General features: G+C 73.1%; 20 protein-coding genes. 14 read left to right on the top strand and 6 right to left on the bottom strand.

Annotated features, from left to right (window positions below):
- Positions 1–70 precede the first annotated feature (70 nt).
- The 5 genes from FZ103_RS19845 (at position 71) to FZ103_RS19825 (ending at position 7,250) form a co-directional block, all read left to right on the top strand.
- A complete protein-coding gene (locus tag FZ103_RS19845; protein WP_156003266.1) occupies positions 71–577 on the top strand; it encodes a cellulose synthase in 507 nt (168 codons plus the stop codon).
- 777 nt (positions 578–1,354) lie between these two features.
- Positions 1,355–2,353 carry an ABC transporter permease gene (locus FZ103_RS19840; RefSeq protein WP_156003263.1) on the top strand — a complete coding sequence of 333 codons (999 nt, stop codon included), beginning with the start codon at positions 1,355–1,357 and terminating at the stop codon, positions 2,351–2,353.
- 84 nt (positions 2,354–2,437) lie between these two features.
- Positions 2,438–4,186 carry an ABC transporter substrate-binding protein gene (locus FZ103_RS19835; RefSeq protein WP_343233614.1) on the top strand — a complete coding sequence of 583 codons (1,749 nt, stop codon included), beginning with the start codon at positions 2,438–2,440 and terminating at the stop codon, positions 4,184–4,186.
- Positions 4,187–4,321: 135 nt separating this feature from the next.
- Positions 4,322–5,338, top strand: a complete 1,017-nt coding sequence (locus FZ103_RS19830) for an ABC transporter permease (protein WP_186356565.1) — start codon at positions 4,322–4,324, stop codon at positions 5,336–5,338.
- Between the two features lie 82 nt (positions 5,339–5,420).
- On the top strand, positions 5,421–7,250 hold the full coding sequence (locus FZ103_RS19825) for an ABC transporter ATP-binding protein (RefSeq protein ID WP_222936807.1): 1,830 nt from the start codon (positions 5,421–5,423) through the stop codon (positions 7,248–7,250).
- 75 nt (positions 7,251–7,325) lie between these two features.
- Here the strand turns inward: FZ103_RS19825 and FZ103_RS19820 are convergent, their stop codons facing one another.
- The gene (locus FZ103_RS19820) at positions 7,326–7,922 is read right to left on the bottom strand and encodes a hypothetical protein (protein ID WP_186356564.1); all 597 of its coding nucleotides are present in this window, start codon (positions 7,920–7,922) and stop codon (positions 7,326–7,328) included.
- Between the two features lie 131 nt (positions 7,923–8,053).
- Between FZ103_RS19820 and FZ103_RS19815 the strand changes: the two genes are divergently transcribed.
- Both FZ103_RS19815 and FZ103_RS19810 read left to right on the top strand, forming a co-directional pair.
- Positions 8,054–9,436, top strand: a complete 1,383-nt coding sequence (locus FZ103_RS19815; protein WP_156003254.1) for a histidine kinase — start codon at positions 8,054–8,056, stop codon at positions 9,434–9,436.
- A complete protein-coding gene (locus FZ103_RS19810) occupies positions 9,433–10,107 on the top strand; it encodes a response regulator transcription factor (RefSeq protein ID WP_156003251.1) in 675 nt (224 codons plus the stop codon). Before FZ103_RS19815 ends, FZ103_RS19810 begins: the two co-directional genes overlap by 4 nt.
- 194 nt (positions 10,108–10,301) lie before the next feature.
- On the opposite strand, the gene FZ103_RS19805 is transcribed toward FZ103_RS19810, so the two are convergent.
- Positions 10,302–10,970 (bottom strand): TetR/AcrR family transcriptional regulator C-terminal domain-containing protein, encoded by a 669-nt coding sequence (locus FZ103_RS19805; protein ID WP_186356563.1) that lies wholly within the window; start codon positions 10,968–10,970, stop codon positions 10,302–10,304.
- Positions 10,971–11,112: 142 nt separating this feature from the next.
- Here FZ103_RS19805 and FZ103_RS19800 point away from each other — a divergent pair, with 142 nt between their 5' ends.
- Together FZ103_RS19800 and FZ103_RS19795 are read left to right on the top strand one after the other, a co-directional pair.
- On the top strand, positions 11,113–11,508 hold the full coding sequence (locus tag FZ103_RS19800) for a hypothetical protein (protein ID WP_156003248.1): 396 nt from the start codon (positions 11,113–11,115) through the stop codon (positions 11,506–11,508).
- Between the two features lie 92 nt (positions 11,509–11,600).
- Positions 11,601–11,963: a GntR family transcriptional regulator gene (locus FZ103_RS19795; protein WP_156003245.1), complete on the top strand. Its 363-nt coding sequence runs from the start codon at positions 11,601–11,603 to the stop codon at positions 11,961–11,963.
- A 14-nt stretch (positions 11,964–11,977) separates the two neighbouring features.
- On the opposite strand, the gene FZ103_RS19790 is transcribed toward FZ103_RS19795, so the two are convergent.
- From FZ103_RS19790 to FZ103_RS19780, 3 genes are all read right to left on the bottom strand, one after another.
- Positions 11,978–12,388, bottom strand: coding sequence for a hypothetical protein (locus FZ103_RS19790; protein WP_222936806.1), 411 nt, complete (start codon positions 12,386–12,388; stop codon positions 11,978–11,980).
- A gap of 216 nt (positions 12,389–12,604) precedes the next feature.
- Positions 12,605–13,936 carry an RNA polymerase sigma factor gene (locus FZ103_RS19785; protein WP_156003242.1) on the bottom strand — a complete coding sequence of 444 codons (1,332 nt, stop codon included), beginning with the start codon at positions 13,934–13,936 and terminating at the stop codon, positions 12,605–12,607.
- A 383-nt stretch (positions 13,937–14,319) separates the two neighbouring features.
- Positions 14,320–15,516: an AMP-binding protein gene (locus FZ103_RS19780; RefSeq protein ID WP_186356562.1), complete on the bottom strand. Its 1,197-nt coding sequence runs from the start codon at positions 15,514–15,516 to the stop codon at positions 14,320–14,322.
- A 223-nt stretch (positions 15,517–15,739) separates the two neighbouring features.
- On the opposite strand from FZ103_RS19780, the gene menB reads away from it, so the two are divergent.
- The 4 genes from menB to FZ103_RS19760 all read left to right on the top strand — a co-directional run bounded on the left by menB (position 15,740) and on the right by FZ103_RS19760 (position 20,960).
- On the top strand, positions 15,740–16,588 hold the full coding sequence (gene menB / locus FZ103_RS19775) for a 1,4-dihydroxy-2-naphthoyl-CoA synthase (protein ID WP_156003239.1): 849 nt from the start codon (positions 15,740–15,742) through the stop codon (positions 16,586–16,588).
- Positions 16,589–17,006: 418 nt separating this feature from the next.
- Positions 17,007–17,999: an o-succinylbenzoate synthase gene (locus FZ103_RS19770; protein WP_255430167.1), complete on the top strand. Its 993-nt coding sequence runs from the start codon at positions 17,007–17,009 to the stop codon at positions 17,997–17,999.
- Between the two features lie 383 nt (positions 18,000–18,382).
- A complete protein-coding gene (menD, locus tag FZ103_RS19765) occupies positions 18,383–20,101 on the top strand; it encodes a 2-succinyl-5-enolpyruvyl-6-hydroxy-3-cyclohexene-1-carboxylic-acid synthase (RefSeq protein ID WP_156003236.1) in 1,719 nt (572 codons plus the stop codon).
- Positions 20,102–20,174: 73 nt separating this feature from the next.
- Complete coding sequence (locus tag FZ103_RS19760; RefSeq protein WP_156003233.1) at positions 20,175–20,960, top strand: cupin domain-containing protein; 786 nt, start codon at positions 20,175–20,177, stop codon at positions 20,958–20,960.
- Between the two features lie 108 nt (positions 20,961–21,068).
- Here FZ103_RS19760 and FZ103_RS19755 read toward each other — a convergent pair whose 3' ends face one another.
- Positions 21,069–22,331, bottom strand: a complete 1,263-nt coding sequence (locus tag FZ103_RS19755) for an isochorismate synthase (protein WP_186356561.1) — start codon at positions 22,329–22,331, stop codon at positions 21,069–21,071.
- 209 nt (positions 22,332–22,540) lie between these two features.
- Between FZ103_RS19755 and FZ103_RS19750 the strand changes: the two genes are divergently transcribed.
- A complete protein-coding gene (locus tag FZ103_RS19750; protein WP_156003230.1) occupies positions 22,541–24,142 on the top strand; it encodes a glycoside hydrolase family 10 protein in 1,602 nt (533 codons plus the stop codon).
- Positions 24,143–24,224: the final 82 nt, after the last annotated feature.

The raw sequence follows: 24,224 nt of genomic DNA, 5'->3' as shown, positions 1-24,224 counted from the left end.
GGCGGTGCCGGGACATCCCTAGGGGACTCGCCTGATGTGGGGCGCTGGACGCGGATGCAAGACTGGAAGCATGCCGGAACAGTTGCCCATCGCAGGTCCGATGCTGGGAGCCGCACTCACCGTCGTGGGGCTGCTCGTCTCGTGGGTGGTCTGGCGGCGCAGGGGCGCCGCCTCGGGGCTGCGCGGCGTGGCGTGGTCGCTGCTGCCGCTGGCCGCCGGCCTGCTGGGGCTCATGACGATCCTCTGGCGGCTCGTCACCGACCTGGTCGGCTTCTTCGTCTCCCTGGCCTTCAACCCCGTCGTGTGGGGCGGCGTCGTCGTAGCCGCCCTGGCCGTGGTGCTGTGGGTGGTCTCGGGCGTCATGCGGGCGCGCGGCGTCGGTGTGCGCAAGGGCGGTGAGCGCGCCTCCGCCGAGGAGGGCCGCCGCCCCGCGGCGGGCATCGACTCCGCGAGCGGCGGCGCGGCCGGTGCCGCCGGCGCCCAGGGCCAGAGCAGGCGCGGCGCGAAGCAGCAGGCAGGCGGCGACGACGACTTCGGCGAGATCGAGGACCTGCTGCGCAAGCACGGGATCGAGTAGGCGGCGGCGCCGCTGCGGCGGAGCGCGCGCGGGACGCGGGGTCCGCCGCGGCTGAGTCCTGTCCGCGCCCCTGCGGCGGCACCGGGTGCCACCGCGCGCGTTCCCGCATCCTCCGGCAGAGCGCGGCGCCGCATCCAGCACCGACGCCCCATGGGCCGAGCTCGCGCCGCGACCGCCCCCTCCGCCCCAGGATTCCCACGGCCTCCGGCGGCGCGGAGGGGACGGAATTCCCCGCGCCACCGGCTTTCGCCGCCGGTGGGACGCTTCCGGGCGCATACCTTGAGGCCCAGCGGCACGAATTTACCCGGTTGGCGTGCTGTTTGTCCTTATTTTCCGTTTACTATGGTTGCCGGCTGTAGCAGGGCCCCGACCTGGGCGTGCCACCCCGGTGCCGGTGCTCGATGTGGTGCACACTCGGTTCTGCCGTGCATGCGTATGGTCAGGTCACGGCAAGTGACGGAACTGTCGTGCTCGCGTCACGATTGGGATACATCACCGGATATTGGACGTTCGGTGCTTAATCGCGGCGTACATTAATCGCCGTGCCGCGTTGGACCGGCGGTAACGGTGCATCTGTCCACGGTTTACGGGTTCGGCGGCCACATCCGCCACACGCGGACCAGGGGGAATCCCCCGCCGCGTGGCAGCGCGGTATCCAGGCGTGCGCGCGCACCGGTCGCGCCGCCGCACGGGAGCGCCGGGCATCCACCGGCGCCTTTCGAACGGAGACGACGGTGCCGCCGCACAGAGCGGGACTAGTGGGGGAGTAGTGGTGCTATGACCGCGCCTTTGGACGTACCGGGGGCGGCCGAGGAGGCCCAACCCGAGGCGGTCGCCCAGACCGGCGGTACGCGCGACCGGGGCCGCTCCCTGGGCCAGATCGCCTGGATGCGGCTCCGCAAGGACAAGGTCGCGATGACCGGCGGCGCCTTCGTCGTCCTGATGGCGCTGGTCGCCCTGTTCGCGCCGCTGATCGTCTCCCTGCTGGGGCACCCGCCCAACCAGTGGAACCGCGAGATGATCGACCCCGCCCTGGGCACCCCGATGGGCCCCATGGGCGGCATGAGCGGCGAGCACCTCTTCGGCGTCGAGCCGGTCACCGGCCGCGACATCTTCAGCCGGATCGTCTACGGCGCCCGCATCTCCATGCTCATCGGGTTCCTGGCCACCCTGGTCTCGGTGGTCATCGGCACCTTCATGGGCATCATCGCCGGCTACTTCGGCGGCTGGGTCGACGCCCTGATCAGCCGCCTCATGGACATCTTCCTGGCGTTCCCGCTGCTGCTGTTCGCCATGGCGCTGGTGGGCGTGCTGCCCGACGCCGCCTTCGGCCTCCAGGACAACGCGCTGCGGATCGCGATCCTGGTGTTCATCATCGGCTTCTTCAACTGGCCCTACATCGGCCGCATCATCCGCGGCCAGACGCTGAGCCTGCGCGAACGGGAGTTCGTCGAAGCCTCGCGCAGCCTGGGGGCGAGCAACTTCTACATCCTCCGCAAGGAGCTGCTGCCCAACCTGGTGGCCCCGATCCTGGTGTACTCCACGCTGCTGATCCCCACCAACATCCTCTTCGAGGCCGCGCTGTCCTTCCTCGGCGTCGGCGTCGAGCCGCCCACGGCCACGTGGGGCGGCATGCTCTCCGAAGCGGTCGACTACTACGACTCCGCACCGAACTTCATGCTGGCCCCCGGTCTGGCGATCTTCCTCACGGTGCTGGCGTTCAACCTCTTCGGCGACGGTCTGCGCGACGCGCTCGACCCCCGTACCCAATCCTGACCCCACCCCGGACCCATCCACCCCGGCGCCCGAGTACCCGATCGGTGCCCGCGCCAAGGTTCGCGTAGAGAAAGGCAAACGCCAGTGAGAAAGAAATGGCTGGGCCTCGCCGCCGCCGGCACATCGGTGGCGATGCTCCTGTCCGCCTGCGGAGGCGGGGGCGGCAACGGCGAGGGCGGTGGCGACTACTCCGTCGACAACTCCGCCATCAGCAGCATCGTCGACCAGTCCAAGGAGCAGGGCGGCACCCTCAAACTCGCCCACTCCGACCAGTTCGACTCCCTCGACCCGGGCAACACCTACTACGCCGCCAACTGGGACTTCACGCGGCTGTACGCCCGCACCCTGGTGACCTACCCGCAGAAGCCCGGCGACAAGGGCCAGGAGCCCATCCCCGACCTGGCCACCGACCTCGGCGAGGTCAGTGACGACGGACTGACCTGGACCTACACCCTCAAGAAGGGGCTGAAGTTCCAGGACGGCTCGAAGATCACCTCCGAGGACGTCAAGTACGCCATCGCGCGCAGCAACTTCGCCCCCGAGGTCCTGAACAAGGGCCCGAACTACTTCTTCCAGCTGCTGGACGCCGGCGACTACAAGGGTCCCTACAAGGACGACAACCTCGACAACTTCACCGGCGTCACCACCCCCGACGACCGGACCATCAAGTTCCACCTGAAGAAGCCGTTCGCCGAGTTCGACTACCTGGCCGCCATGCCGCAGACGTCGCCGGTCCCCGCCGACGCCGACACCGGCACGCAGTACCAGACCAACGTCGTCTCGACCGGTCCCTACAAGTTCGAGAGCGAGTGGACCCCCGGCCAGACGCTCACGCTGGTCCGCAACGAGCACTACGACCCCTCGACCGACCCCCTGACCCGCAACCGCCCGGACAAGATCCAGGTGCAGTGGAAGCAGGAGGAGAACGACCGGGACAAGCGCCTGATCAACGGCGACCTGCACGTCGACGTCGCCGGCCTGGGCGTCGAGGCCTCGGCCCGCCAGGACATCCTGCGCAACGAGGACCTGCGGGCCAACGCCGACAACCCTCAGACCGGCTTCCTGCTGTACTTCGCGATCAACCCCAACGTCGAGCCGTTCGACAAGAAGGCCTGCCGCGAGGCCGTCCTCTACGGCGCCGACAAGACCGCGATGCAGGGCGCCTGGGGCGGAACCATCGCCGGCGACATCGCCACCAACATGCTGCCGCCCTCCATCAAGGGCTACAAGCCGATCGACCCCTACGGCACCAAGGGCCAGAAGGGCAGCAAGAAGAAGGTCGAGGCCGCGCTCAAGGAATGCGGCATGCCCGACGGCTTCTCGACCAACATCTCCTACCGCTCCGACCGGGACAAGGAGAAGAAGACCGCCGAGGCGCTGCAGCAGGCCCTCCAGCAGTACGGCATCAAGACCGACCTCAAGGGCTACCCGGCCGGCACCTACACCAGTGAGCAGGCGGGCTCGCCGGAGTTCGTCCACCGCGAGGAGCTGGGCATCATCGCCTACGGCTGGGGCGCCGACTGGCCCTCCGGCTACGGCTTCCTGTCGCAGATCATGCACGGCGACTCCATCAAGCCGGCCGGCAACTCCAACCTCTCCGAGCTGGACGACCCGGAGGTCAACAAGCTCCTCGACGAGTCGGTCCAGACCGAGGACCCCGCCGCCCGCGCGGAGATCTACGCGGAGGTCAACCAGCTCGCCATGGAGTCGGCGACCTTCCTGCCCTACCTGAACCAGAAGGCGCTGCTCTACCGTCCCGAGGAGCTGAGCAACGTCTACTTCAGCGAGGCATACAAGATGTACGACTACTCCGCCCTCGGGCTGGAGCAGTAGGCAGGCACACGCGGCCGGCCCCCGCGCGCGGGGGCCGGCCCCGGCCTGAGACGGTGCGGACCGGCCACAAGCCGGCCGCACCACCCGGACACCTCACTCGTGAAGCAAGGCAGGTGAAGGCTTCGGCCGCCCGCTGTGATCCGATACATTTTCCGCCGCCTGGCCGCGGGCGTCGTCCTGCTGCTCGTGGTCACCATGGTCGTCTTCGCGATCTTCTTCCTGGTGCCGCGCCTGGCCGGCATCGACTCCGACGGGCTGGCGGCCCGCTACATCGGCAAGTCGCCCAGCCCCGAGGCGATCGCCGCGGTCAAGGAGCGGCTGAATCTGGACGAGCCGATCACCGTGCAGTACTGGGAGTTCGTCTCCGGGCTGGTGATGGGCCAGGAGTACGACAGCGGCACCGACATCATCCACTGCGACGCCCCGTGCTTCGGCTACTCCTTCAAGACCAACACCGAGGTGTGGCCGCAGCTGCTGGAGAGATTGCCGGTGACCGGCTCCCTGGCGATCGGCGCGGCGGTGATCTGGCTGGTCGCGGGTGTGTCGATCGGCGTCCTCTCCGCGCTGCGCCGCGGGTCGCTGCTGGACCGCGCCGCCATGATGACGGCGCTGGCCGGCGTCTCGCTGCCGATCTTCTTCACCGGCCTGGTCTCCCTGGCCCTGCTGAGCTACTACTGGCCGATCTTCCCGCCGGGCGGCAGCTACACCGACTTCACCGAGAACCCGCTGGCCTGGGCGCACGGGCTGGTGCTGCCCTGGGTCACGCTGGCGTTCCTCTACGCCGCGATGTACGCGCGCCTGACGCGCGCCGGGATGCTCGACACCATGGGCGAGGACTTCATCCGCACCGCCCGCGCAAAGGGCCTGCCCGAGCGCACCGTGGTCACCAAGCACGGCCTGCGCGCCGCACTCACCCCGATCATCACCATCTTCGGCCTGGACTTCGGGCTGATGCTGGGCGGCGCGGTGCTGACCGAGAGCACGTTCTCGCTGCCCGGGCTGGGCAAGTTCGCCGTCGACGCGATCCGCGGCAGCGACCTGCCGGTGGTCCTGGGCGTCACGATGTTCACCGCGGTGTTCGTGGTCATCGCCAACCTGGTCGTCGACGTGCTCTACGCCTGGGTCGACCCGCGCGTGCGCGTGGGCGCCTGAGGGGGATGCCACCATGTCGAGTACCGCGCCCAGTTCTGCAAACTCGCCCGCAGGGGCCAACCGGACCGAAGGTGAGGCGGCCATGACCGACCCGGTCGTCAGCGTCAGCGATCTGCGGATCACGTTCCCCACCCTGGAGGGGCGGATCACCGCTGTGAACGGGATCTCCTTCGACGTGCCCGCCGGCGGAGCCGTGGGCATCGTCGGGGAGTCCGGCTCGGGCAAGAGCGCCACCTCCCTGGCCCTGATGGGCCTGCACCGCGGCACCAACGCCGAGGTCACCGGCGACATCACCGTCGTCGGCAAGAACCTCGCCACCGCCACCGACGGCCAGGTCCGCAACATGCGCGGCAACGACATCGCCATGGTCTTCCAGGACCCGATGTCGTCGCTGCACCCGCAGTACACCATCGGCAACCAGCTCATCGAGGCCTACAAGGTGCACCGGCCCGAAGCCTCCTCCGCCGACGCCCGCAAGCGGGCCGTCGAGTCGCTGGACCGGGTGGGCATCCCCAACGCCGCCAAGCGGATCAACTCCTACCCCCACGAGTTCTCCGGCGGCATGCGCCAGCGCGCGCTGATCGCCATGGGCCTGATGTGCGACCCCACGGTGCTGCTGGCCGACGAGATCACCACCGCCCTGGACGTCACGGTCCAGGCCCAGATCCTCGACCTGCTCGACGACCTGCGCAGCGACCTGGGCATGTCGCTGATCCTGGTCAGCCACGACCTGGCGGTGGTGGCCGGCTCGGTCGACGAGGTGCTGGTGATGCAGAACGGCGACATCGTGGAGCGCGGCGACGTCCGCCGGGTCCTGTCGTCCCCGGAGCACCCCTACACCAAGTCGCTGCTGGCCGCCGTGCCGCGGGTGGACGTCTCCCGCGCGCAGCGGCGCGCCCAGGTGCGGGCCGAGCGTACCCAGTCCGCTCCCCGCGGGCTCAGCGCCCAGGCCAAGAAGGCGCTCAAGGCCAAGGCCGCCCGGCAGGCCGCCGCGGTCGAGGACGAATCCGCCCAGCAGCGCACCGGCGCCACCGCCAAGCCGGAGAAGAGCGCGGAGTCCGCCGAGCAGCCGCTGCTGTCGGTGCGCAACGCCCGGATGCGCTTCAAGGTCCGCGGCGGCCTGCTGGGCCGCGCCAGCGACTTCTACGCCGTCGACGACGTCTCCTTCGACCTGCACCAGGGCGAGACGCTGGGGATCGTCGGCGAGTCCGGCTCCGGCAAGAGCACCCTGTCGCGGATGATCACCCGGCTGCTGACGCCCACCTCCGGCCAGATCGTCTTCGAGGGCCGCGACATCACGCGGCTGCCCGAGTACAAGCTGCGCCCGCTGCGCCGCGACATCCAGATGATCTTCCAGAACCCCTACTCGTCGCTGAACCCGCGCGTGACGATCGGCGACAGCATCGGCGCGGGGCTGCGGGTGCAGGGGGAGTCCAACACCAAGGAGATCCAGCGCAAGGTCCAGGAGCTGCTGGAGCGCGTCGGGCTGGAGGCCTCCCACTACAACCGGTTCCCGCACGCCTTCTCCGGCGGCCAGCGCCAGCGCATCGCGATCGCCCGGGCCCTGATCCTGCGGCCCAAGCTGGTCATCTGCGACGAACCGGTCTCGGCGCTGGACGTCTCGACCCAGGACCAGGTCCTGCGGCTGCTGGACGAGCTCCAGGACGACTTCGACCTGACCTACATCTTCGTCGCCCACGACCTGGCGGTGGTGCGCCAGGTCAGCGACCGGGTGGCGGTCATGCGCAAGGGCGAGGTCGTCGAGCTGAACGACAGCGACACCGTCTACGAGGCTCCCCAGCACGACTACACCCGCGAGCTGCTGGCCGCCGCGCCGGTCCTCGACCCGGTCGAGGCCAAGAAGCACCGAGCCCAGCGCGCCGAGCTGCGCCGCCAGTCCACGGCGGCCTGACCGGCCGGCAGCCGGCCTCCCACGCGGTTCAGCGGCCCCCGGGCGCCCGACGCCCGGGGGCCGCGGCGCCTGCGCTCAGCCTTCGTTCGCGGCGGCGTCGCGCCGGGCCCCTGCCCCCTCCTCGCCGCCGGCCGTGTCCCGGCGCCCGAGCAGCGCCTCGGCGACGATCCACACCGAGGCGATCGTGTGCACCACCAGGATGGTCCCCAGCGGGGAGAACGACTGCGCGAGGGCCGCGGTGCGCGCCGGATCGCCCACGAACACGATCAACCCGCCGAGCACGCCCGCGCCGAGCGCGCAGGCCAGCACGCACCGCAGCCACGCGGCGGCCTCGCGCCGCACCGCGGGCATGCCCCGCTTCGGCGGCTTGGCGGGCGGCGGGCCGCCGGCGAAGCGGTGGGCGAAGCGCACATCGGTCCACTTGATGATGGGGTGCCCGTAGGCGACGGTGAACCCCAGGTACAGGGCGCCCAGCCCGTGGGAGGCGTCGGCCGTGCCCCCCGAGGCCAGATGCACGGCGATCACCGCCAGCAGCACCGCGTCCAGCACCGGCACCGACACCAGCAGCGCGGTGCTCAGCCGGGTGCGGCGCAGCAGGTAGCGGGCGGCCAGCCCGCCCAGCAGCAGCACCCAGAACATGACCTCGCACGCCAGGATCAGCCCGACGATCACCGTGCGCCCCCTTCTCGGCCGCGGATTCGACGCTCCCAGCATCGGACGCGGGCGCGCGGCGGGCATCGTCGGCGGCGAGGAGATCGCCCTACGACCTTGGATGTACGCATCGGCGGGCAGCACGTGCTGAGATGGAGTCCGTGAGAGCACGACTGCCGGGCCGCGAGCTGCTGGACCGCCCCGTACTGGGCGGCCGCGCCTATCTGGGCAGCCTGCTGTGGTCGGTGTCGCTGCTGGCCCTCGGTCTGGTGCTGTGGGCCGTGGGCGCCGTCGTGGAGCGCGACGGCGTGGACCCGCGGTGGCTGCTGGCCACGCTGGCGGCCGTCTGCGCGGTGGTCGTCTTCCGCCGCACCGCCCCGGCCGCGACCGTGGGGGCGGCCACGCTGGTGGCCGCGGCCGACGCGGCGATCGGGCCCTCGATGGCCGTGCTCATCGTCTACGGCGACGCACTGTACGCGGCCTGCGTGTGGGGCCGGCCCCGGGTGGCCAACACGGTGCTGGCGGTGGTCTGCGTGGTCGGCGCGGCCGTGACCGCGGGCCTGGCGATCGCGCTGGTGCGGGGATACCTGCCCGGCGGGCCGCTGAGCGTGGTCCAGGGGGTCGGACTCTACGTGCTGGTCTTCGCCAGTCCGGTGATCAGCGGGATGAGTGTGCGCGAGCACCGCCGGCGGACCGCGCTGGAGCGCGAGCGGGCCCGCCAGATCGAGCGGATGGCCGAACTCGACCGCCGCAACGCCGTGGCCGAGGAACGCGGCCGGGTGGCGCGCGAGCTGCACGACGTGATCGCCAACCACCTCAGCGCCATCGCCGTGCAGTCGACCGCGGCGCTGTCGATGCGCGAGGCCGATCCCGAGCGGACGCGCCGCATCCTGACCGTGATCCGCGACAGCAGTCTGCACGGCCTCACCGACATGCGGGCCATGATCCGGGTGCTGCGCGGCGCCGACGAAAGCCCGCAGCTGGAAGCGGTGACGCCCCGGCTCGACGACGCCGACCGGCTCTTCGCCGACGCCCGCGAGGCCGGGCTGGCGGTCGAGGTCGTCCGGTCGGGGCCCGCGCGGCCGCTGCCGCCGCACACCGACGCCGCCGCCTACCGGGTGCTGCAGGAGTCGCTGACCAACGCCCTGCGCTACGCCGACCCGATGCGCGCGGAGGTGGCCGTCGAGTTCCGCGCCGGCAGCGTGGACGGAGACCACCTGGTGCTGACGGTGACCAACCCCGCGGCCGCGGAGCGGGACGGCGCAGGGCCGCCGGGCGCGGCGGTCCTGGAGGGCCACGGCGCGGGCGCGGGGCTGACCGGGATGCGTGAACGCGTCCTGCTGCTCGGCGGCCGGTTCAGCGCCGGCCCTCTCGGAGCGCGGACGTGGCGGGTGCGGGCCGAGATCCCGCTGCCGCCCGCGGAATCCGAGGCGTCCGAGCCGGAGGCGCAGCGGGGGGTTGCCGGCGGCGCGGTGGACCAGGCGGCGGAACAGGCCGTCGGCGGCGTCGGCGGGCAGGAGGGCGGTGCGCGATGATCCGGGTGGTGGTGGCCGAGGACCAGTGGGCGGTGCGGTCGGGCCTGGTGATGATCTTGGACTCCGCTCCCGACATCGAGGTGGCGGCCGAGGCCGCCGACGGCGAGGAGGCCGTGGCGGCGGCCCGCCGGACCCGCTGCGACGTGGTCCTGATGGACGTGCGGATGCCGCGCAAGGACGGCGTCACCGCCACTCGCGAACTCGCCGGAACCGGCTCCGACGTGCTGATCCTGACGACCTTCGACCTCGACGAGTACGTGTTCGGCGCACTGCGCGCCGGCGCCGCCGGGTTCCTGTTGAAGAACATCGAGGCCGGCGACCTGATCGAGTCGGTGCGGGTGGTGGCGCGCGGCGAGGGCATGATCGCGCCTGCGGTGACGCGGCGGCTGATCCAGGAGTTCGCCGCTTCGGGCGGCGGCGCGGCCGGGTCGGCGTCCGCGGCGGACGGGCGCGCCCGTCCGCCCGCCGCGGCACTCGCCGATCTGACGCCGCGCGAGCGCGAGGTGCTGGCCTGCGTGGGCGAGGGACTGTCCAACCGCCAGCTCGCCCGGCGCCTGAGCATCACCGAGACCACCGCCAAGACCCACGTCAGCCGCATCCTGGCCAAGCTCGACCTGCGCAGCCGCGTGCAGGCCGCCATCGCCGCCCAGGAACTGGGACTCACACGGTAGCGGCCCTGCGACCAGGCACCCTCCGCGAAACCACTCGGAAAGCCGTCACCACCGGGGTTGCGGCAACGGGCGCTTCGCGCGTCACAGCCAACTGCCGCAACCCGGGGGTGCTTGGGCCCTGAACATCCTGGGGGTTCCTGACAGGAAGCCCGACACCGCACCCGTATCGGGCAAAGGCGATTCCCATCAATGATCTAGGGCCGCAGTGAGTCCAGCAGGGAATCCAGGCCGCGGGTGAACCGGTGCTCGGGGTCGAGTTCGACGCCGCGCAGCGCCGACGCGTGGGGGAAGCGCCCGTCGGGAACGGCCGGGTGCTGGGCCGGGAGGCCGTCGGCGCGCACCTCGTGGATGACGGCGCCGGTCACGTAGGAGTCCAGGACGGCGGCGGCCTGGACGACGTCGGCGCCGCTGAGCCCGGCTTCGGTGAAAGCGGCGTAGTGCAGCTCCCGGGTGCGCAGGGCCGCCTCGGTGTCGGGGCGGCGGTGGATGAACAGCGGCAGCGCCTGGGCGTGGTCCAGCAGCGCTCGGCGGTAGTCCAGCGCCCAGGTGCGCAGCCGCTCATCCCAGGGGCGCGGGTCGGGGGCCTCCTCGGCGTCCCCGGCCTCCTCGCCGTCTTCGCCGGGCGGGTCCTCCTGCTCGTCCTCGCCGGCCGGACGGCGGAAGACGTCGCTGATGTAGGCCACGATCGCGTCGAAGAGCTGCTCCTTGCCCAGGGGGAAGTGGTGGTAGATGGCCATGGCCTCCACCTCCAGGGCGTCGCCCAGGCGGCGCATGGTCAACCGGCGCAGCCCTTGGCCGTCGATGATGCGCAGGGCTTCGGTGATGATGCGGTCGGTGCTGAGACCGGCATTGTTTCGGCTCACGCCCCGATCCTAGGATTACTGCGTAAAGGCGGCGTTGCGAAGCGCCGCGACACTCGCGAGGTGATCTTGCACGCGTCTAGAGTGGGACGCCGACACGCCCTACCCATCCCCCGCGGACCCCAACCACATATCGGGAGCGAACATGGCCCTCGCAAACCGCAAAGTCGACGACTCCGCGCGCAAGCGCCACGCCGAGGACCAGCGTGCGGCCGAGCGGCTTCCGCAGCTGCTCCAGGAGGTGGCCGAGGCCGAGCGGCGGCTGGCCGAGGCGCAGCGCTCCGACGCCGACATCGAGGAGCTGCACCACTGCGGCGTCGCGCTGGATGAGGCCCTGACCGAGGCGATGCGCGCCGCGTACGCCCGCGAGCGGGTGCTGATCGGCCCGCGCGGCTACACCGACCGGATCTACCGCCGCAAGCGGCTGGCCACACCTGACGTCCGGTGGGCGACCGAGACCGCCGAGCGCCTCCTGACGGCCCGCGAGACCCACCGCCTGCACGGCATCGAGCGCCTGCCGCGCAGTCCCGCCGCGGTCTGACGGCGTGCGGCGCTTGCTCCGCAATGGGAGTATCGGAGCAGGCGTTGCGCGCACGCCAGTGGCACCGCAGTTACAGGGAGTGGGGGGCGAGGATGCCGGACGCGATCCGGATCGACCCGACGTCGAAGGTTCCCCCGTATGAGCAGATACGGGCGGCGGTGGCCAACAAGGCCGCCAAGGGCGAGCTACCGGTGGGCTACAAGCTGCCGACCGTGCGCGCGCTGGCCGAGACCCTCTCCGTCGCAGTGAACACGGTCGCGCGGGCCTACCGCGAGCTGGAGCAGGCCGGCGTCGTCGAGACGCGCGGCCGCTCGGGCACCTACATCGCCGCCGACGGCGATGCCCAGCGCGCCGAGGCAGTCGCGGCGGCCCGCACCTATGCCGACGTGATCGCCAAGCTGGGCCTGGACAGCGGCGAGGCGCTGGACATCGTCCGCGCCGCGCTGCGCGGCTGAGGGGCCGGTGCGGGTCAGCGCCGGGTACCGGCGATGCTGATGACGTAGCAGATCAGGATGCCCGCCCACGCGAGGACGATGCCGGCGGGGCCCATGAAGCTGCCGCATATCGCGGTCATCGGTACCGCGAAGCACATGGCCAGCAGGCCCATGGTCATCCGCGGCGTCCAGCCCTGGCGGTCCGGCTTCTCCGGGGCCGCCGGCGCTCCGGGCCGCTTCGCCTCCAGGCCGGCCTCGGCCAGGCGCGACCGGACGCGCTCGTCGACCGCGCGGTCGAGGCGTTCGGCGATGGCGTCGGCGATCGCGGCGTCGTAGTCGGGTCCCAGCTCGCGCGAGGCGCGCAGCGAGGCCGCGATGTCGGAGCCGGGCGATGCGGTCCCCGGGGTGCGGGCGGGGGAGGGCGCGGGGGGCGTTTCGTCGGACATGGTCGCATTCTCGCCCACCGCCTGCCGGCGGACAGCCCTCGACCGGAGATCTCGGGGGAGGTTCAGGGGCCCCTGAGGCGCCTTCCGGCGTCCGCCGCGGTCGCCGCCCGCTGCGCCGGGCCGGTGCGGGCGCGAAAAGACCCCGTGCCCGCTCGGCGGCGGGCACGGGGTCGGGGTCGCGCGGACCGGTCGGCGCGGCACGGGGCCGCGGCCGAGTCAGCTCGCGAAGTCGAGCAGCTGCTGGGCCCGGCTGGGGTGGCGCAGCTTCGACAGCGACTGCTTCTCGAGTTGGCGGATGCGCTCGCGGGTCAGGCCGAGGTGCTTGCCGATCTCGTCCAGGGTGCGCGGACGCCCGTCCATCAGCCCGAACCGCAGGGACATGATGGTCGCCTCGCGCGGCTCCAGGTCGTCCAGCGCCCGGCGGAGCTGGTCGGCCATCAGCTGGCGGTCGACCACCTCGGAGGCCTCGGAGGCGTCGATGTCCTCGATGAGGTCGCCGATGCGGGTCTCGCCGTCCTCGCCGATGGTGGAGTCGAGGCTGATGGGCTGGCGGGTGACCCGCAGCAGCTCCTCGATCTGCGAGGGCGACTTGTCCAGCTCCTTGGCCAGTTCCTCGGGCGTGGGCTCGCGGCCCAGGCTCTGGTGCATGTCCCGCTCCAGGCGGCTCACCTTGCTGAGCAGCTCCAGGACGTGCACGGGAAGCCGGATGGTGCGCGCCGAGTCGGCGAAACCGCGCTGTATGGCCTGGCGGATCCACCACATGGCGTAGGTGGAGAACTTGAAGCCCTTGGTGTAGTCGAACTTCTCGACCGCCCGGATCAGGCCCAGGTTGCCCTCCTGCACCACGTCCAGCAGGGACATGCCGCGGTCGCTGTACTTCTTGGCGACCGAGACGACCAGTCGGAGGTTGGCCTCCAGCATGTGCTGCTTGGCGCGGCGGCCGTCCTCGGCGATCTCGGTGAGGTCCTCGCGGTCGGCCTCGCTGAGGTTCTCCTCGGGGCCGGGGGAGTCCTCGATGGTGCCCAGGCGGTACTCGGCGTAGAGCCCGGCCTCGATGCGCTTGGCGAGGTCGACCTCCTCCTCGGCGGTCAGGAGCTGGCGCCGGCCGATCGCCTTCAGGTAGGTGTGGACGGAGTCGCCCATCGCCGGGGACTGGTCGTCGAGGTCGGCCTCGGGGCTCTCCGGTTCGTGAGCGGGTGCGCTCACGGTTTCGGTATCCTCGGCCTTGGCCTCGGCGGCCTCGCGGGGTGCGGTGTCGAGCGCCTCCTCGAGCGCTTCGTCCTCGGCGTCTGCATCGACGGACTCCACCGCGGCGTCGCCGCCCCCGTTGGCGAGCCGCACGCCGGCGTCGGCGAGTTCGCGCAGGATGGAGCGGCCGTCGGCCGGGCTGATCCCCGCCGCGGTGAACGCGGCGCGGAGCTCCGCAAGGGACAGGTGTCCCTGGGAGCGCCCCCGGGTGATCAGCTCGTCCAGAGACGCGGACGCGACATCCTTGCCGTCTGCGGTCTCCGCCACCGTGGGAGAAGTGGCTAGGGCAGTGCGCGACATGAAGGCACCTCCCTCCCTTCCAAGACGTCAGGCGCGTGGCGGTAAAGGAGCCCGCCGTGTTCGCACGCCACTATGTCTAACGTGTCAGAGAGTCAAATGTTCCCGGTCTCGATTGGATCTCGTGGGACGTGACCTAGCTCACACCCCGATGCGGCGTGGACGGCGCCCAGGAACGGGTAGGGATAACTGGTGCGCCGCTTCCCGCGAGCGGAGCCGAGACCTCCGCCGGGTCGGTGCCGGCCGATTCGCACCGCCGACCTCCTTCGCGAGGGGTTGAATCCGGTGCCTTGGTAGACGCCTGTCCGGCGTGCGAAGTTCCCCCAGAGGCGGATCCGTTACCGAGAGATCGCGGTCACCGATCATCCTGCCCCCGCACGGGCGCGTCAATCGCGCTGCGGGCCGCCCCGGCGCAGGGCGGCGAGGTCGGGTTTGCCCGAGGCCAGCAGGGGCAGGCGCGAGCGGACCTCCACCTCGCGCGGCGCCGCGTAGCGCGGCAGGTGCGCGCCGACCCACGCCCGCACCTCCTCCAGGCCGGGCGGGGCCGCCGGGTCGGCGGGGACCACCACCGCGGTCACGCGCTCGCCCCACTCCGGGTCGGGCCGGCCCACCACCGCGGCGTCGGCCACGGAGTCCATCCGCATCAGCAGGGATGCGACCTCCCCGGCGACCACCTTGTGCCCGCCGGTGTTGATGACGTCGTCCAGCCGGCCCCGCACCACCAGCCGCCCGTCGTCGTCGAACCGGCCCAGGTCTCCGGTGCGCAGCCACCGGGTGCCGTCGCCGTCCTCGACCAGGCTGGCGGCCGTGGCCCCGGGGTCCAGGCGGTAGCCGGCGAAGAGGACAGGGCCGGCGAGCAGGATCCGGCCGCCGGGATCGACACGCACCCGCACGGCCTCCAGCGGCTGGCCGTCATAGACGCAGCCGCCGCAGGTCTCGCTCATGCCGTAGGTGGTGACCACCCGGCCGCCGGCGGCGCGGGCGGTGCGCAGCAGCCCCTCCTGCGCGGCGGCCCCGCCCACCAGGATGGTGCCGAAGCGGGACAGGTCGGCGCCGGCGGCCACCAGCCGGCGCAGCTGGGTGGGCACCAGCGAGACGTGCGGACGGTGGCGGGCGGCGATGCGCAGCGCCGAGTCGGGGTCGAAGGGCTGCACGAGCGGCTCGGTTCCGGCGACCAGGGCGCGGACCAGCACCAGCAGCCCCGATATGTGGGCGTGGGGCAGCACGCACAGCCACCGGTCGCCGGGGCCGGCGCCGATCCGCCGCAGCGAGGCGCGGGCCGAGGCCAGCAGCGCCTGCGCGGGCAGCTCCACGCCCTTGGGGGCGCCCGTGGAGCCGGAGGTGGCGATCGTCAGCGCGGTGTCCTCGCCGGCGCCGCGGGAGTCCTCCAGCGCCGTGACGCCTTCGGGGGTCCGCAGGGACGCGGGCCGCATCGCCTCCAGGACGGCGTCCAGCCGGGGCCGCGGGGTGGCGGGGTCGAGCGGGAGCAGCGCCGGGCCGCGGCCCTGGAGGGAGTCGGAGAGCAGGTCGGTCAGGTGGGCGGGCTCCAGCCCCAGCACCGCCTGCAACGGTCGGTTCGCCACGTCCGCCAAGGCTAGCGCCGCCTGCGGGCGCACCGCGCGGCGGGTCTTCCGCAGGCCGGGCCGGACCCGCGGGAAGGGGGCGCCGACGAGGCGGCCGGGGTGCGCCGCCGCCCGCGGGAAGGATTAGGGTTGGCCTGCGACGGGTCCGGGCGCGGCCGCGGCCATGTGCCGGGCGGCGCCGGTCGGCCGGACCCGGCTCCAGCCGGATGACGCAGCGAAGGAGATGACGGCAGTCGTGAGTGGCGTGAATTGGCAGCGGTCGGGCGAGTACGCCGACATCATCTACGAGACCGCCGAGGGGATCGCCAAGATCACGATCAATCGGCCCGAGCGCCACAACGCGTTCCGGCCGCAGACCCTCTTCGAGCTCCAGGACGCCTTCAACGCCGCGCGCGACGACTCCGAGGTCGGCGTGATCATCTTCACCGGCGCCGGCGACCAGGCGTTCTGCTCCGGCGGCGACCAGAAGATCCGCGGCGACGACGGTTACATGGGCGACGACGCGGTCGCCCGCCAGGGGATCGGCCGCCTCAACGTGCTCGACCTGCAGGTGCAGATCCGCCGCCTGCCCAAGCCGGTGATCTGCATGGTCGCCGGGTGGGCCATCGGGGGCGGCCACGTGCTGCACGTCTGCTGCGATCTGACCATCGCCGCCGACAACGCCCGGTTCGGCCAGACCGGACCCAAGGTCGGCTCCTTCGACGGCGGGTACGGCTCCTGGCTGCTCGCCCAGACGGTGGGCCTGAAGAAGGCGCGCGAGATCTGGTACCTGTGCCGGCAGTACACCGCCGAGGAAGCGCGGGAGATGGGGCTGGTCAACACCGTCGTGCCGCTGGAGCGCCTGGAGGAGGAGACCGTCGCCTGGGCGCGGGAGATGCTGGAGAAGTCCCCGCTAGCCCTGCGCATGGTCAAGGGCGCGATCAACGCGGTCAGCGACGGCGCGGCCGGGATGCAGCAGTTCGCCGGCGACGCCACGATGCTCTACTACATGAGCGACGAGGCCCAGGAGGGCCGCGACGCGTTCAAGGAGAAGCGCCGCCCGGAGTTCGACCGCTTCCCGCGCCGCCCTTAGGCCGTGTTGAAGAACGGCGGTGGCGCCGCTTTCGAGGCGCCACCGGGTCCCACCTGGGGCGGTGACCATCGGGGCTGCGGCAATGGGTGTGTCTCGCGAAGCGTGAACCGCCCGCCCGTCAGCCCGCCACCACCCCAGCGGAGACGCTTCGCGTCACCTGCTCGCTTGCCGTCGAGCGCACGCGGTTCTTTCCAGGTGGAGCCGCACCACCCGTGGCGGGCCGTTGACGCGTAGGTGCACCGCCGCTCGGCGGCAAGCTGTAGGCCGCTCCCAGGGCGGTGGCCACCGGGGGCGGCGCCGTCTGGACCGGCGAGCGCCGGAGCGAGGCCGCAGCGGGTGTGCGGGGTGTCCGAGCGCCCTGCACGCCCGCGGCAGAATACAGTCGGCACATCTTCGGCGGGATCGGCGGGAGGCTGGATTGGGCCACAGCGGCATCGGCGAGGCGCGCGCGTTCGCCGTTCCGATGCGTACGCGGTTTCGCGGGCAGACCGTGCGCGAAGGGCTGCTGGTGCGCGGTCCCGCCGGGTGGGGCGAGTTCTCGCCCTTCCCCGAATATGCGCCGCGCGAGTGCGCCCGCTGGTGGTCGGCCTGCCGCGAGGCCGCCGCAGAGGGCTGGCCCGCGCCCGTGCGCGACAGCGTCCCCGTCAACGTCACCGTCCCCGCGGTCGGCCCCGATCAGGCGGCCCGCATCGTGGCCGGGGGCGGGTGCGCCACAGCCAAGGTGAAGGTCGCCGAGACCGGGCAGAGCCCCGCCGACGACCTCGCGCGCGTCGAGGCCGTGCGCGACGCCATCGGCCCGCGCGGCCGGGTGCGCATCGACGCCAACGGCGCGTGGGACCCCGATACCGCGGTGCGGATGCTGGCCGCGCTGTCGCGCTTCGACCTGGAGTACGCCGAGCAGCCCTGCGCCACCCTGGAGGAGCTGGCGCAGGTGCGCCGCCGCTGCGGTGTCCCCGTGGCCGCCGACGAGTCCATCCGGCGCGCCGAGGACCCGCTGCGCGTGCGCGCCGCCGGCGCCGCCGACATCGTGGTGCTCAAGGTGCAACCGCTGGGCGGGGTGCGCGCCGCGCTGCGGGTCGCCGAGGCGTGCGGGCTGCCGGTGGTCGTCTCCAGCGCCGTGGAGACCTCGGTCGGGCTGGCCGCGGGCGTCGCGCTGGCCGCGGCGCTGCCCGAGCTGCCCTACGCCTGCGGGCTGGCGACCATGCATCTGCTGGAGACCGACGTCACCGCCGATCCGCTGCTGCCGCACCAGGGGCGCGTGCCGGTGCGCCGCCCCGAGGTCGACGAGCGCCGGCTCGCCGCCGTCGAGACCGACGCGGCGCCCTGGCTGCGCCGCGCCGAGGCCGCGCGGCGCGCCCGCGGGCCGGCGGAGGACGACGGCGGCGCCGCCCCGCGGGCGTCGGGGGATTGACCGACTTTTTCCCTATCCCCGGTTGACCGCGTGAGAACGGGTAGGTCCCCGGTAAGGGCGCACCGCACCGTCGGGGGAAGGGGGAGGGCGTCCGCACCGGGCGATTGCACCGGTTCCGGCCGTATCCGCACCGCGATTCCGGTCACACTTCGGGGGGACTCCCCAGCGCCCGGGGACGAACACAGCGCCGCGATCCGTTGCACGACGGGAGTGTCCGGGTTCCCGAATGCGTCCTCCGCGCGGACCGCCTCCTGCCTCCGGCCGCGCCGGGCGGGTGCACCGGTCGGCCCCGGCCCGCCCTGCCGGCCAGGGCCGGGGGCGGCGGCACCGCCATGCGGGCCGCGCCGATACTTGAACACATCCTGACGAACTAGAGAGACCGCATGAACCCGTCTACCGCTCTGGCGCGCGTCCTCGTCGACGAACTGGCCCGGTGCGGGCTGGCCGAGGCCGTCGTCGCGCCGGGGTCGCGCTCCACCCCCCTTGCGCTGGCCCTGGCCGCCCACCCGGACGTGCGGCTGCACGTCCGCATCGACGAGCGGTCGGCGGCCTTCCTCGCGCTCGGCCTGGCCCGCGCCCAGCGGAGCCCGGCCGCGCTGGTGTGCACGTCGGGCACCGCGGCGGCCAACTTCCATCCAGCCGTGCTGGAAGCCGACGAGAGCGGCGTCCCGCTGCTGGTGCTGACCGCCGACCGGCCCCCGGAGCTGCGCGGAACCGGAGCCAACCAGACCGTGGACCAGATCGGCCTGTTCGGTTCGGCGGTGCGGATGTTCACCGAGGTCGGCGCGCCCGCGCCGGTGCCGGGCATGGCGGCCTACTGGCGGTCGCTGGCCTGCCGGGCCTGGGCGGCCGCGGGTGCCGACCGGCCCGGCCCGGTGCACCTCAACCTCGCCTTCCGCGACCCCCTGGTGCCCGACGTGGAGGCCGCCCCGGGTGCCCCCGCATCGGCCGACCGCGCCGCACACGCTCTGAAAAGCGATTCCGAGTGGCCCGAAACCCTGGAGGGGCGCGCGTCGGGACGACCCTGGATCGCACAGCAGACCCGGCCCTGCGAGCCGGTGCCCGTGGAGCTGCCCGCGGTCGAGCGCGGCGTCGTCGTCTGCGGCGACGGCGACTACGACCCGATCCCCTACCTGGCACTGGCCGCCCAGACCGGATGGCCGCTGCTGGCCGAGCCCACCTCCAACGCGCGCCGGGGCGAGGCCGTCTCCGCCTACCGCCACCTGCTGGCGTCGCCGCGGTTCGCCGCGGAGCACGACCCCGAGCTGGTGGTCAGCGTGGGCCGTCCGGGCCTCTCCCGCCAACTGCTCGCCTACCTGGCGCGCGCCGAGAGGCACGTCGTGGTCGGCGCTCCGCGCTGCTTCGCCGACCCGGTGCGCAGCGCCACCGACGTGGTCCCGGCCGTCGCGGCCCCGAGCGGGGGCGCCCCCGACACCGCCTGGGCCGCCTCCTGGCAGGCGGCCGAACGGCTGGCGCGCGCCGCGATCGACAAGGTCCTCGACGCCGAAGAGGCGCTGAGCGAGGTGCGCCTGGCCCGCGACCTCGCCGCCCATGCGCCCAACGGCTCGCTGCTGTTCGCCGGCTCCAGCATGCCCATCCGCGACCTGGACGCGGCGATGGGTGCGCGCTGCGGCGGCCGGATCATCGGCAACCGCGGGGTCAGCGGCATCGACGGCACCGTCTCAACGGCCGTGGGAGCGGCGCTGGCCCACCAGCAGGCGGGCGGAGGCGGCGCCTACGCGCTGCTGGGGGACCTGGCCATGCTGCACGACCAGAACGGGCTCGTTCTGGGCCCCGGCGAACCCCGCCCCGACCTGGCAGCGGTGGTGGTCAACAACGACGGGGGCGGGATCTTCTCCGGCCTGGAGCAGGCGGGCCACCCCGGCTTCGAGCGGCTGTTCGGCACCCCGCACGGGGTTTCGATGGAACGCGTGGCCCAGATGGCCGACCTGCCCTACACCCGCTTGGAGTGGGCCTCGGACCTGCCCAAGGCGCTGCTGGGCGAGGGGCTGCGCGTCGTGGAGGTCTGCACCGGCCGCGCCGACTCCGCGGCGCTGCGCCGCACGCTGCAGCAGGCGGTCGACGCCGCCCTGGAGGACTGAGCCCGCGCACCCCCCGGCGGTGCGGCCGACCCGGACGCGGCTCCGCGGCGCCCTGCTGCTAGCTTTGCCGACTATGCGGTACCTGCTGCACATGACCGGGGTGAGCACCTGGCGCGACGGCGACGGGCCGATCGCGCCGGAGTCGCTGCGGACCGAGGGGTTCGTGCACGCATCCCCCGACGACGCCACGGTGCTGGCCGTGGCCAACGCCGTCTACGCCGAGGCCGCCGAGCCCCAGGTCGTGCTCGAGATCGACACCGAGCGGCTGGACGCCGAAGTGCGGTGGGAGGCCGCCGCCCCCGCCCCGCCGCCCGGCGTGGCCGCCGACGCCCTCTTCCCGCACGTCTACGGGCCGCTGCCGCGCGAAGCGGTGGCGGGCGTGCGCTACCTGCGCCGCGACCCGCAGGGGGCCTACGTCTCCATCGAGCGGCGCGGCGCGACCGCCGAGCGCCTGGACCTGCTGCCCCACCCAGAGGGCGGGTGGTTCCGCCAGACCTGGAGCACCGGGGTGCAGGTGCGCCCCGAGGACTACCCGGGCCCGCGCGCCACGGCCACCGGCATCCACTTCCTGCTCAACCCCGGCGAGCACTCGCGCTGGCACCGGGTCCGCTCCGACGAGATGTGGGTCTTCAACCGCGGCGGGCCGCTCGCGCTGTCGCTGGGCGGCAGCGCGGAGCGCCCGGCGCGGGAGGCGAGCCTGACACTGGGCCCCGACATCGAGGACGGCCACCTCCTGCAGGTCCTCGTCCCCGCCGGCACCTGGCAGGCCGCCCGCCCGGTGACCGACCGGGAGGCGCTGGTCAGCTGCTTCGTCTCGCCGGGCTTCGACTTCGCCGACTTCGAGGCCGTCGACTACTGAGGTCGCGTTTAAGAACGGCGGTGTTGCCGCTTTCCAGGAACCGACCGGGTACCACCCGGGGCGGCCGCCGTCGGGGTTGCGGCAATGGGTGCGCCTCCCGTAGCCGGCTCAGTCGGCCAGCGCCTCGCGCATGACCCGGAGTTTGGACTCCGACTCGGCCACCTCGGCGGCGGGGTCGGAGCCGGAGACGATGCCGCAGCCGGCGAACAGCCGCGCACGGCGGCCCTCCAACTGGGCGCAGCGCAGCGCGATGCCCCATTCGCCGTTGCCCGCGCCGTCGATCCAGCCCACCGGGCCGGCGTAGCGGCCCCGGTCCATGCCCTCCAGTTCGCGGATGAGCTCCATTGCGGCGTCCGTGGGCGTGCCGCCGACGGCCGCGGTGGGGTGCATGGCCGCCACCACGTCCAGCGTCGAGACGCCGCTGCGCAGGCGCGCCCGGGTCGGCGAGGCTAGGTGCTGCACGTTGGCCAACCGCAGCAGGCGGGGTTGTCCGGGCGCCTGCACCGAGGCGCACAGGGGCGCCAGTGTGGCGCGCAGCGACTCGATGGCGTAGCGGTGCTCCTCCTGGTCCTTGGCCGACTCCTGCAGCTCCGCCGCAAGGCGCGCGTCCTCGGCGGGGGTGGCGCCGCGGGGCCGGGTGCCGGCCAGCACCAGCGAGGCGACCTCGTCGCCCTCGCGGCGCAGCAGCAGCTCCGGGGTCGCGCCGACCATGCCGTCCACGCAGAACGTGTAGCAGTCGGGGTAGTCGCGGGCCAGCCGGGCGAGCAGGGTCCGGGGGTCGATCTCGCTTCGGGCGGCGGCGACGACGTCGCGGGCCATCACAACCTTGTCCAGTTCGCCGCCGCGGATCCGCTCGACGGCCGAGCCCACCGCCGCGCTCCATTCCTCGGCGGTGCGCGACCCGGGGTGCCAGGACAGGGGGCCGACGGGCGAGGGCGCCCCGGGGGAGGGCGGCGCCTCGGCGGGGCGCTCGCCGGAGGGGGCGGCCGTGGTGATCCAGGAGCGCCCGCCGCGGTGGCCCACGACCACCTGCGGCACGATGAGCACCGAACCGGGGGAGCGCGGGTCGAAGGCGAACCCGCCGAAGGCCGCCAACCCGCTGCCGGGCGCGCCCACGGCGTCGCTGACGCGGGCGCGGGCCGCAAGCCGTTCCAGCGCCCGGGCGGCGCCGGTGAAGCGCCCGGTGCCCTGCGGGGCGGACTCGGGGGCGAGCTCCACGCGCGCCGCCTCGCCCCAGCCGACCAGGCCCTCGCCGCGCCGGATCCAGGCCAGCGGCGCGGCCGCCGGGAGGTGCGCGAACAGGTCGGGGGTCTTCTGCAGCGGTACCGTGCGTACGGTCAGGGACGGTTGCTCATCCAGGGCGGCGGTCACAACCGCTCATCCTAAAAGCCCGAAACCCCCGCTCCCGACCGTGACCTGCCCTTTACCCGCCCTCGGCCCCATGTAACCCGCTCCGCCGCGCCGCCGAGCCCTCCGGCGCGCGCGGCCGGGTTCGCGCGAACCGCACCCACCGCTTGATGCGGCCCCTTATTCTTGTCCGGAATGCTTAAAAAAGGATTGACCGGGAGGTAAAAGGACAAATGCGACGGCTGCTGCTCGGCATGGCGGCCATGGCCGCGACGGTGCCGCTGCTGGGCGCCTGCGTGCCGTGGTCCCCCTCCGGCCCCGACCAGGGCGCCCCCTCGCCCGGAGCGCAGGCCACAATGCCCCTGCCCGAAGACTGCACCGGCGATCCCGCCCACCCCAAGCGCCAGCTGCGCGGAGCCTGGTTCACCACCGTCCGCAACATCGACTGGCCCTCCGAGCCCGGTCTCTCCAAGCAGGAGCAGCAGCAGGAGCTGCTCCGCCTGCTCGACCGCGCCGACGGACTCGGCCTCAACGCCGTCTTCCTGCACGTGCGCCCCACCGCCGACGCCGTCTACCGCTCCGACAAGGAGCCCTGGGCGCGCTACCTCACCGGCGAGCAGGGCGGCGACCCCGGCTACGACCCGCTCGCCTTCGCCGTTCGGGAGGCCCACCGCCGCGGCATGGAACTGCACGCCTGGTTCAACCCCTACCGGGTCGGCTGGAAGGACCCCGACCTGGAGAACCTGGCCCCCGGCCACCCGGCCCGCGAGCACCCCGACTGGCTGATCGAGTACGACGACCAGGGCTGGCTGGACCCGGGCAATCCCGACGTGCGCGACTGGGTCGGCGACGTCGTCCTCGACGTGGTCGAGCGCTACGACGTCGACGGGGTGCACTTCGACGACTACTTCTACCCCTATCCCGCCGAGGGCCAGGAGTTCGACGACGACCGCAGCTGGAAGCGCCACGGCGACGGCTTCGAAAGCCGCGCGGACTGGCGGCGCCACAATGTCAACGCCCTGGTCGCCGACGTCCACGAGCGCATCCAGGACACCGAGCCCTGGGTGCGGTTCGGGATCTCCCCCTTCGGCATCTGGCGCAACGCCGACAGCCACCCGGCCGGCTCCGACACCGGCGGCCTGGAGTCCTACAGCGCCCAGTACGCCGACACCCGCGCCTGGATCCGCAAGGGCACCGTCGACTACATCGTGCCCCAGCTGTACTGGCCGCGCGGCTACGGCATCGCCGACTACGCCGAACTGGTGCCGTGGTGGTCCGAGCAGGTCGCCGGGACCGATGTGGACCTCTACATCGGCCAGGCCGCCTACCGGGTCGGCGAAGAGGGCTTCCGCGGCGCCGACGCGCTCACCCGCCAGCTCGACCTCAACGCCCGGCACAGCGAGGTCGACGGCGACGTGTACTTCTCGATCACCGACCTGTCCGGGCGCGCCGAGAAGGCCATCGCCGCGGTCGAGGAGCAGCACTACAGCCGCCCGGCCCTGCCTCCCGCCGCCGACTCCCGCGGCAACCGCCCGCCCGAGCCCGTCGCCGAACTCGACGCCCGGCGGGTCTCGCCCGGCAAGGTGCGGCTGGACTGGCAGGCCGTGAAGGAGGCCCGCTTCTACGCCGTCTACCGGGTTCCCGGCCAGGGCGGCGATCCCTGCGACCTGGCCGACGCCGCCAACCTCATCGCCGTCACCGGGGCCGGCGCCGAGCGGCCCTCCTTCACCGACACCGACCCGGCGCAGGGCCCCGTCCGCTACCACGTGACCGCCCTGGACGACTACCGCGCCGAGAGCGGCCCCGGCCCCGCCGCCCGGGTCTCGCCGGGGTAGGCGCACGCCGGGGCGGGGCGCACGCCGCGCCGCCGGCGGTAGCGTGAAGCGGTGCGGCGGCGGGGCCCGCCGCCGCACCGGC

The sequence above is a fragment of the Streptomonospora sp. PA3 genome (assembly GCF_009728995.1).
Taxonomy (GTDB): domain Bacteria; phylum Actinomycetota; class Actinomycetes; order Streptosporangiales; family Streptosporangiaceae; genus Streptomonospora.
This window is presented reverse-complemented; position numbering and strand designations above follow the sequence as displayed.

What these genes read in the sequence shown, in the direction of transcription:
- FZ103_RS19845 (WP_156003266.1), top strand. Translation starts at nt 71, where the DNA reads ATGCCGGAACAGTTGCCCATCGCAGGTCCGATGCTGGGAGCCGCACTC.
- FZ103_RS19840 (WP_156003263.1), top strand. Translation starts at nt 1,355, where the DNA reads ATGACCGCGCCTTTGGACGTACCGGGGGCGGCCGAGGAGGCCCAACCC.
- FZ103_RS19825 (WP_222936807.1), top strand. Translation starts at nt 5,421, where the DNA reads ATGACCGACCCGGTCGTCAGCGTCAGCGATCTGCGGATCACGTTCCCC.
- FZ103_RS19815 (WP_156003254.1), top strand. Translation starts at nt 8,054, where the DNA reads ATGGAGTCCGTGAGAGCACGACTGCCGGGCCGCGAGCTGCTGGACCGC.
- FZ103_RS19810 (WP_156003251.1), top strand. Translation starts at nt 9,433, where the DNA reads ATGATCCGGGTGGTGGTGGCCGAGGACCAGTGGGCGGTGCGGTCGGGC.
- FZ103_RS19800 (WP_156003248.1), top strand. Translation starts at nt 11,113, where the DNA reads ATGGCCCTCGCAAACCGCAAAGTCGACGACTCCGCGCGCAAGCGCCAC.
- FZ103_RS19795 (WP_156003245.1), top strand. Translation starts at nt 11,601, where the DNA reads ATGCCGGACGCGATCCGGATCGACCCGACGTCGAAGGTTCCCCCGTAT.
- FZ103_RS19790 (WP_222936806.1), bottom strand. Translation starts at nt 12,388, where the DNA reads ATGTCCGACGAAACGCCCCCCGCGCCCTCCCCCGCCCGCACCCCGGGG.
- FZ103_RS19785 (WP_156003242.1), bottom strand. Translation starts at nt 13,936, where the DNA reads ATGTCGCGCACTGCCCTAGCCACTTCTCCCACGGTGGCGGAGACCGCA.
- menB (WP_156003239.1), top strand. Translation starts at nt 15,740, where the DNA reads ATGACGGCAGTCGTGAGTGGCGTGAATTGGCAGCGGTCGGGCGAGTAC.
- menD (WP_156003236.1), top strand. Translation starts at nt 18,383, where the DNA reads ATGAACCCGTCTACCGCTCTGGCGCGCGTCCTCGTCGACGAACTGGCC.
- FZ103_RS19760 (WP_156003233.1), top strand. Translation starts at nt 20,175, where the DNA reads ATGCGGTACCTGCTGCACATGACCGGGGTGAGCACCTGGCGCGACGGC.
- FZ103_RS19750 (WP_156003230.1), top strand. Translation starts at nt 22,541, where the DNA reads ATGCGACGGCTGCTGCTCGGCATGGCGGCCATGGCCGCGACGGTGCCG.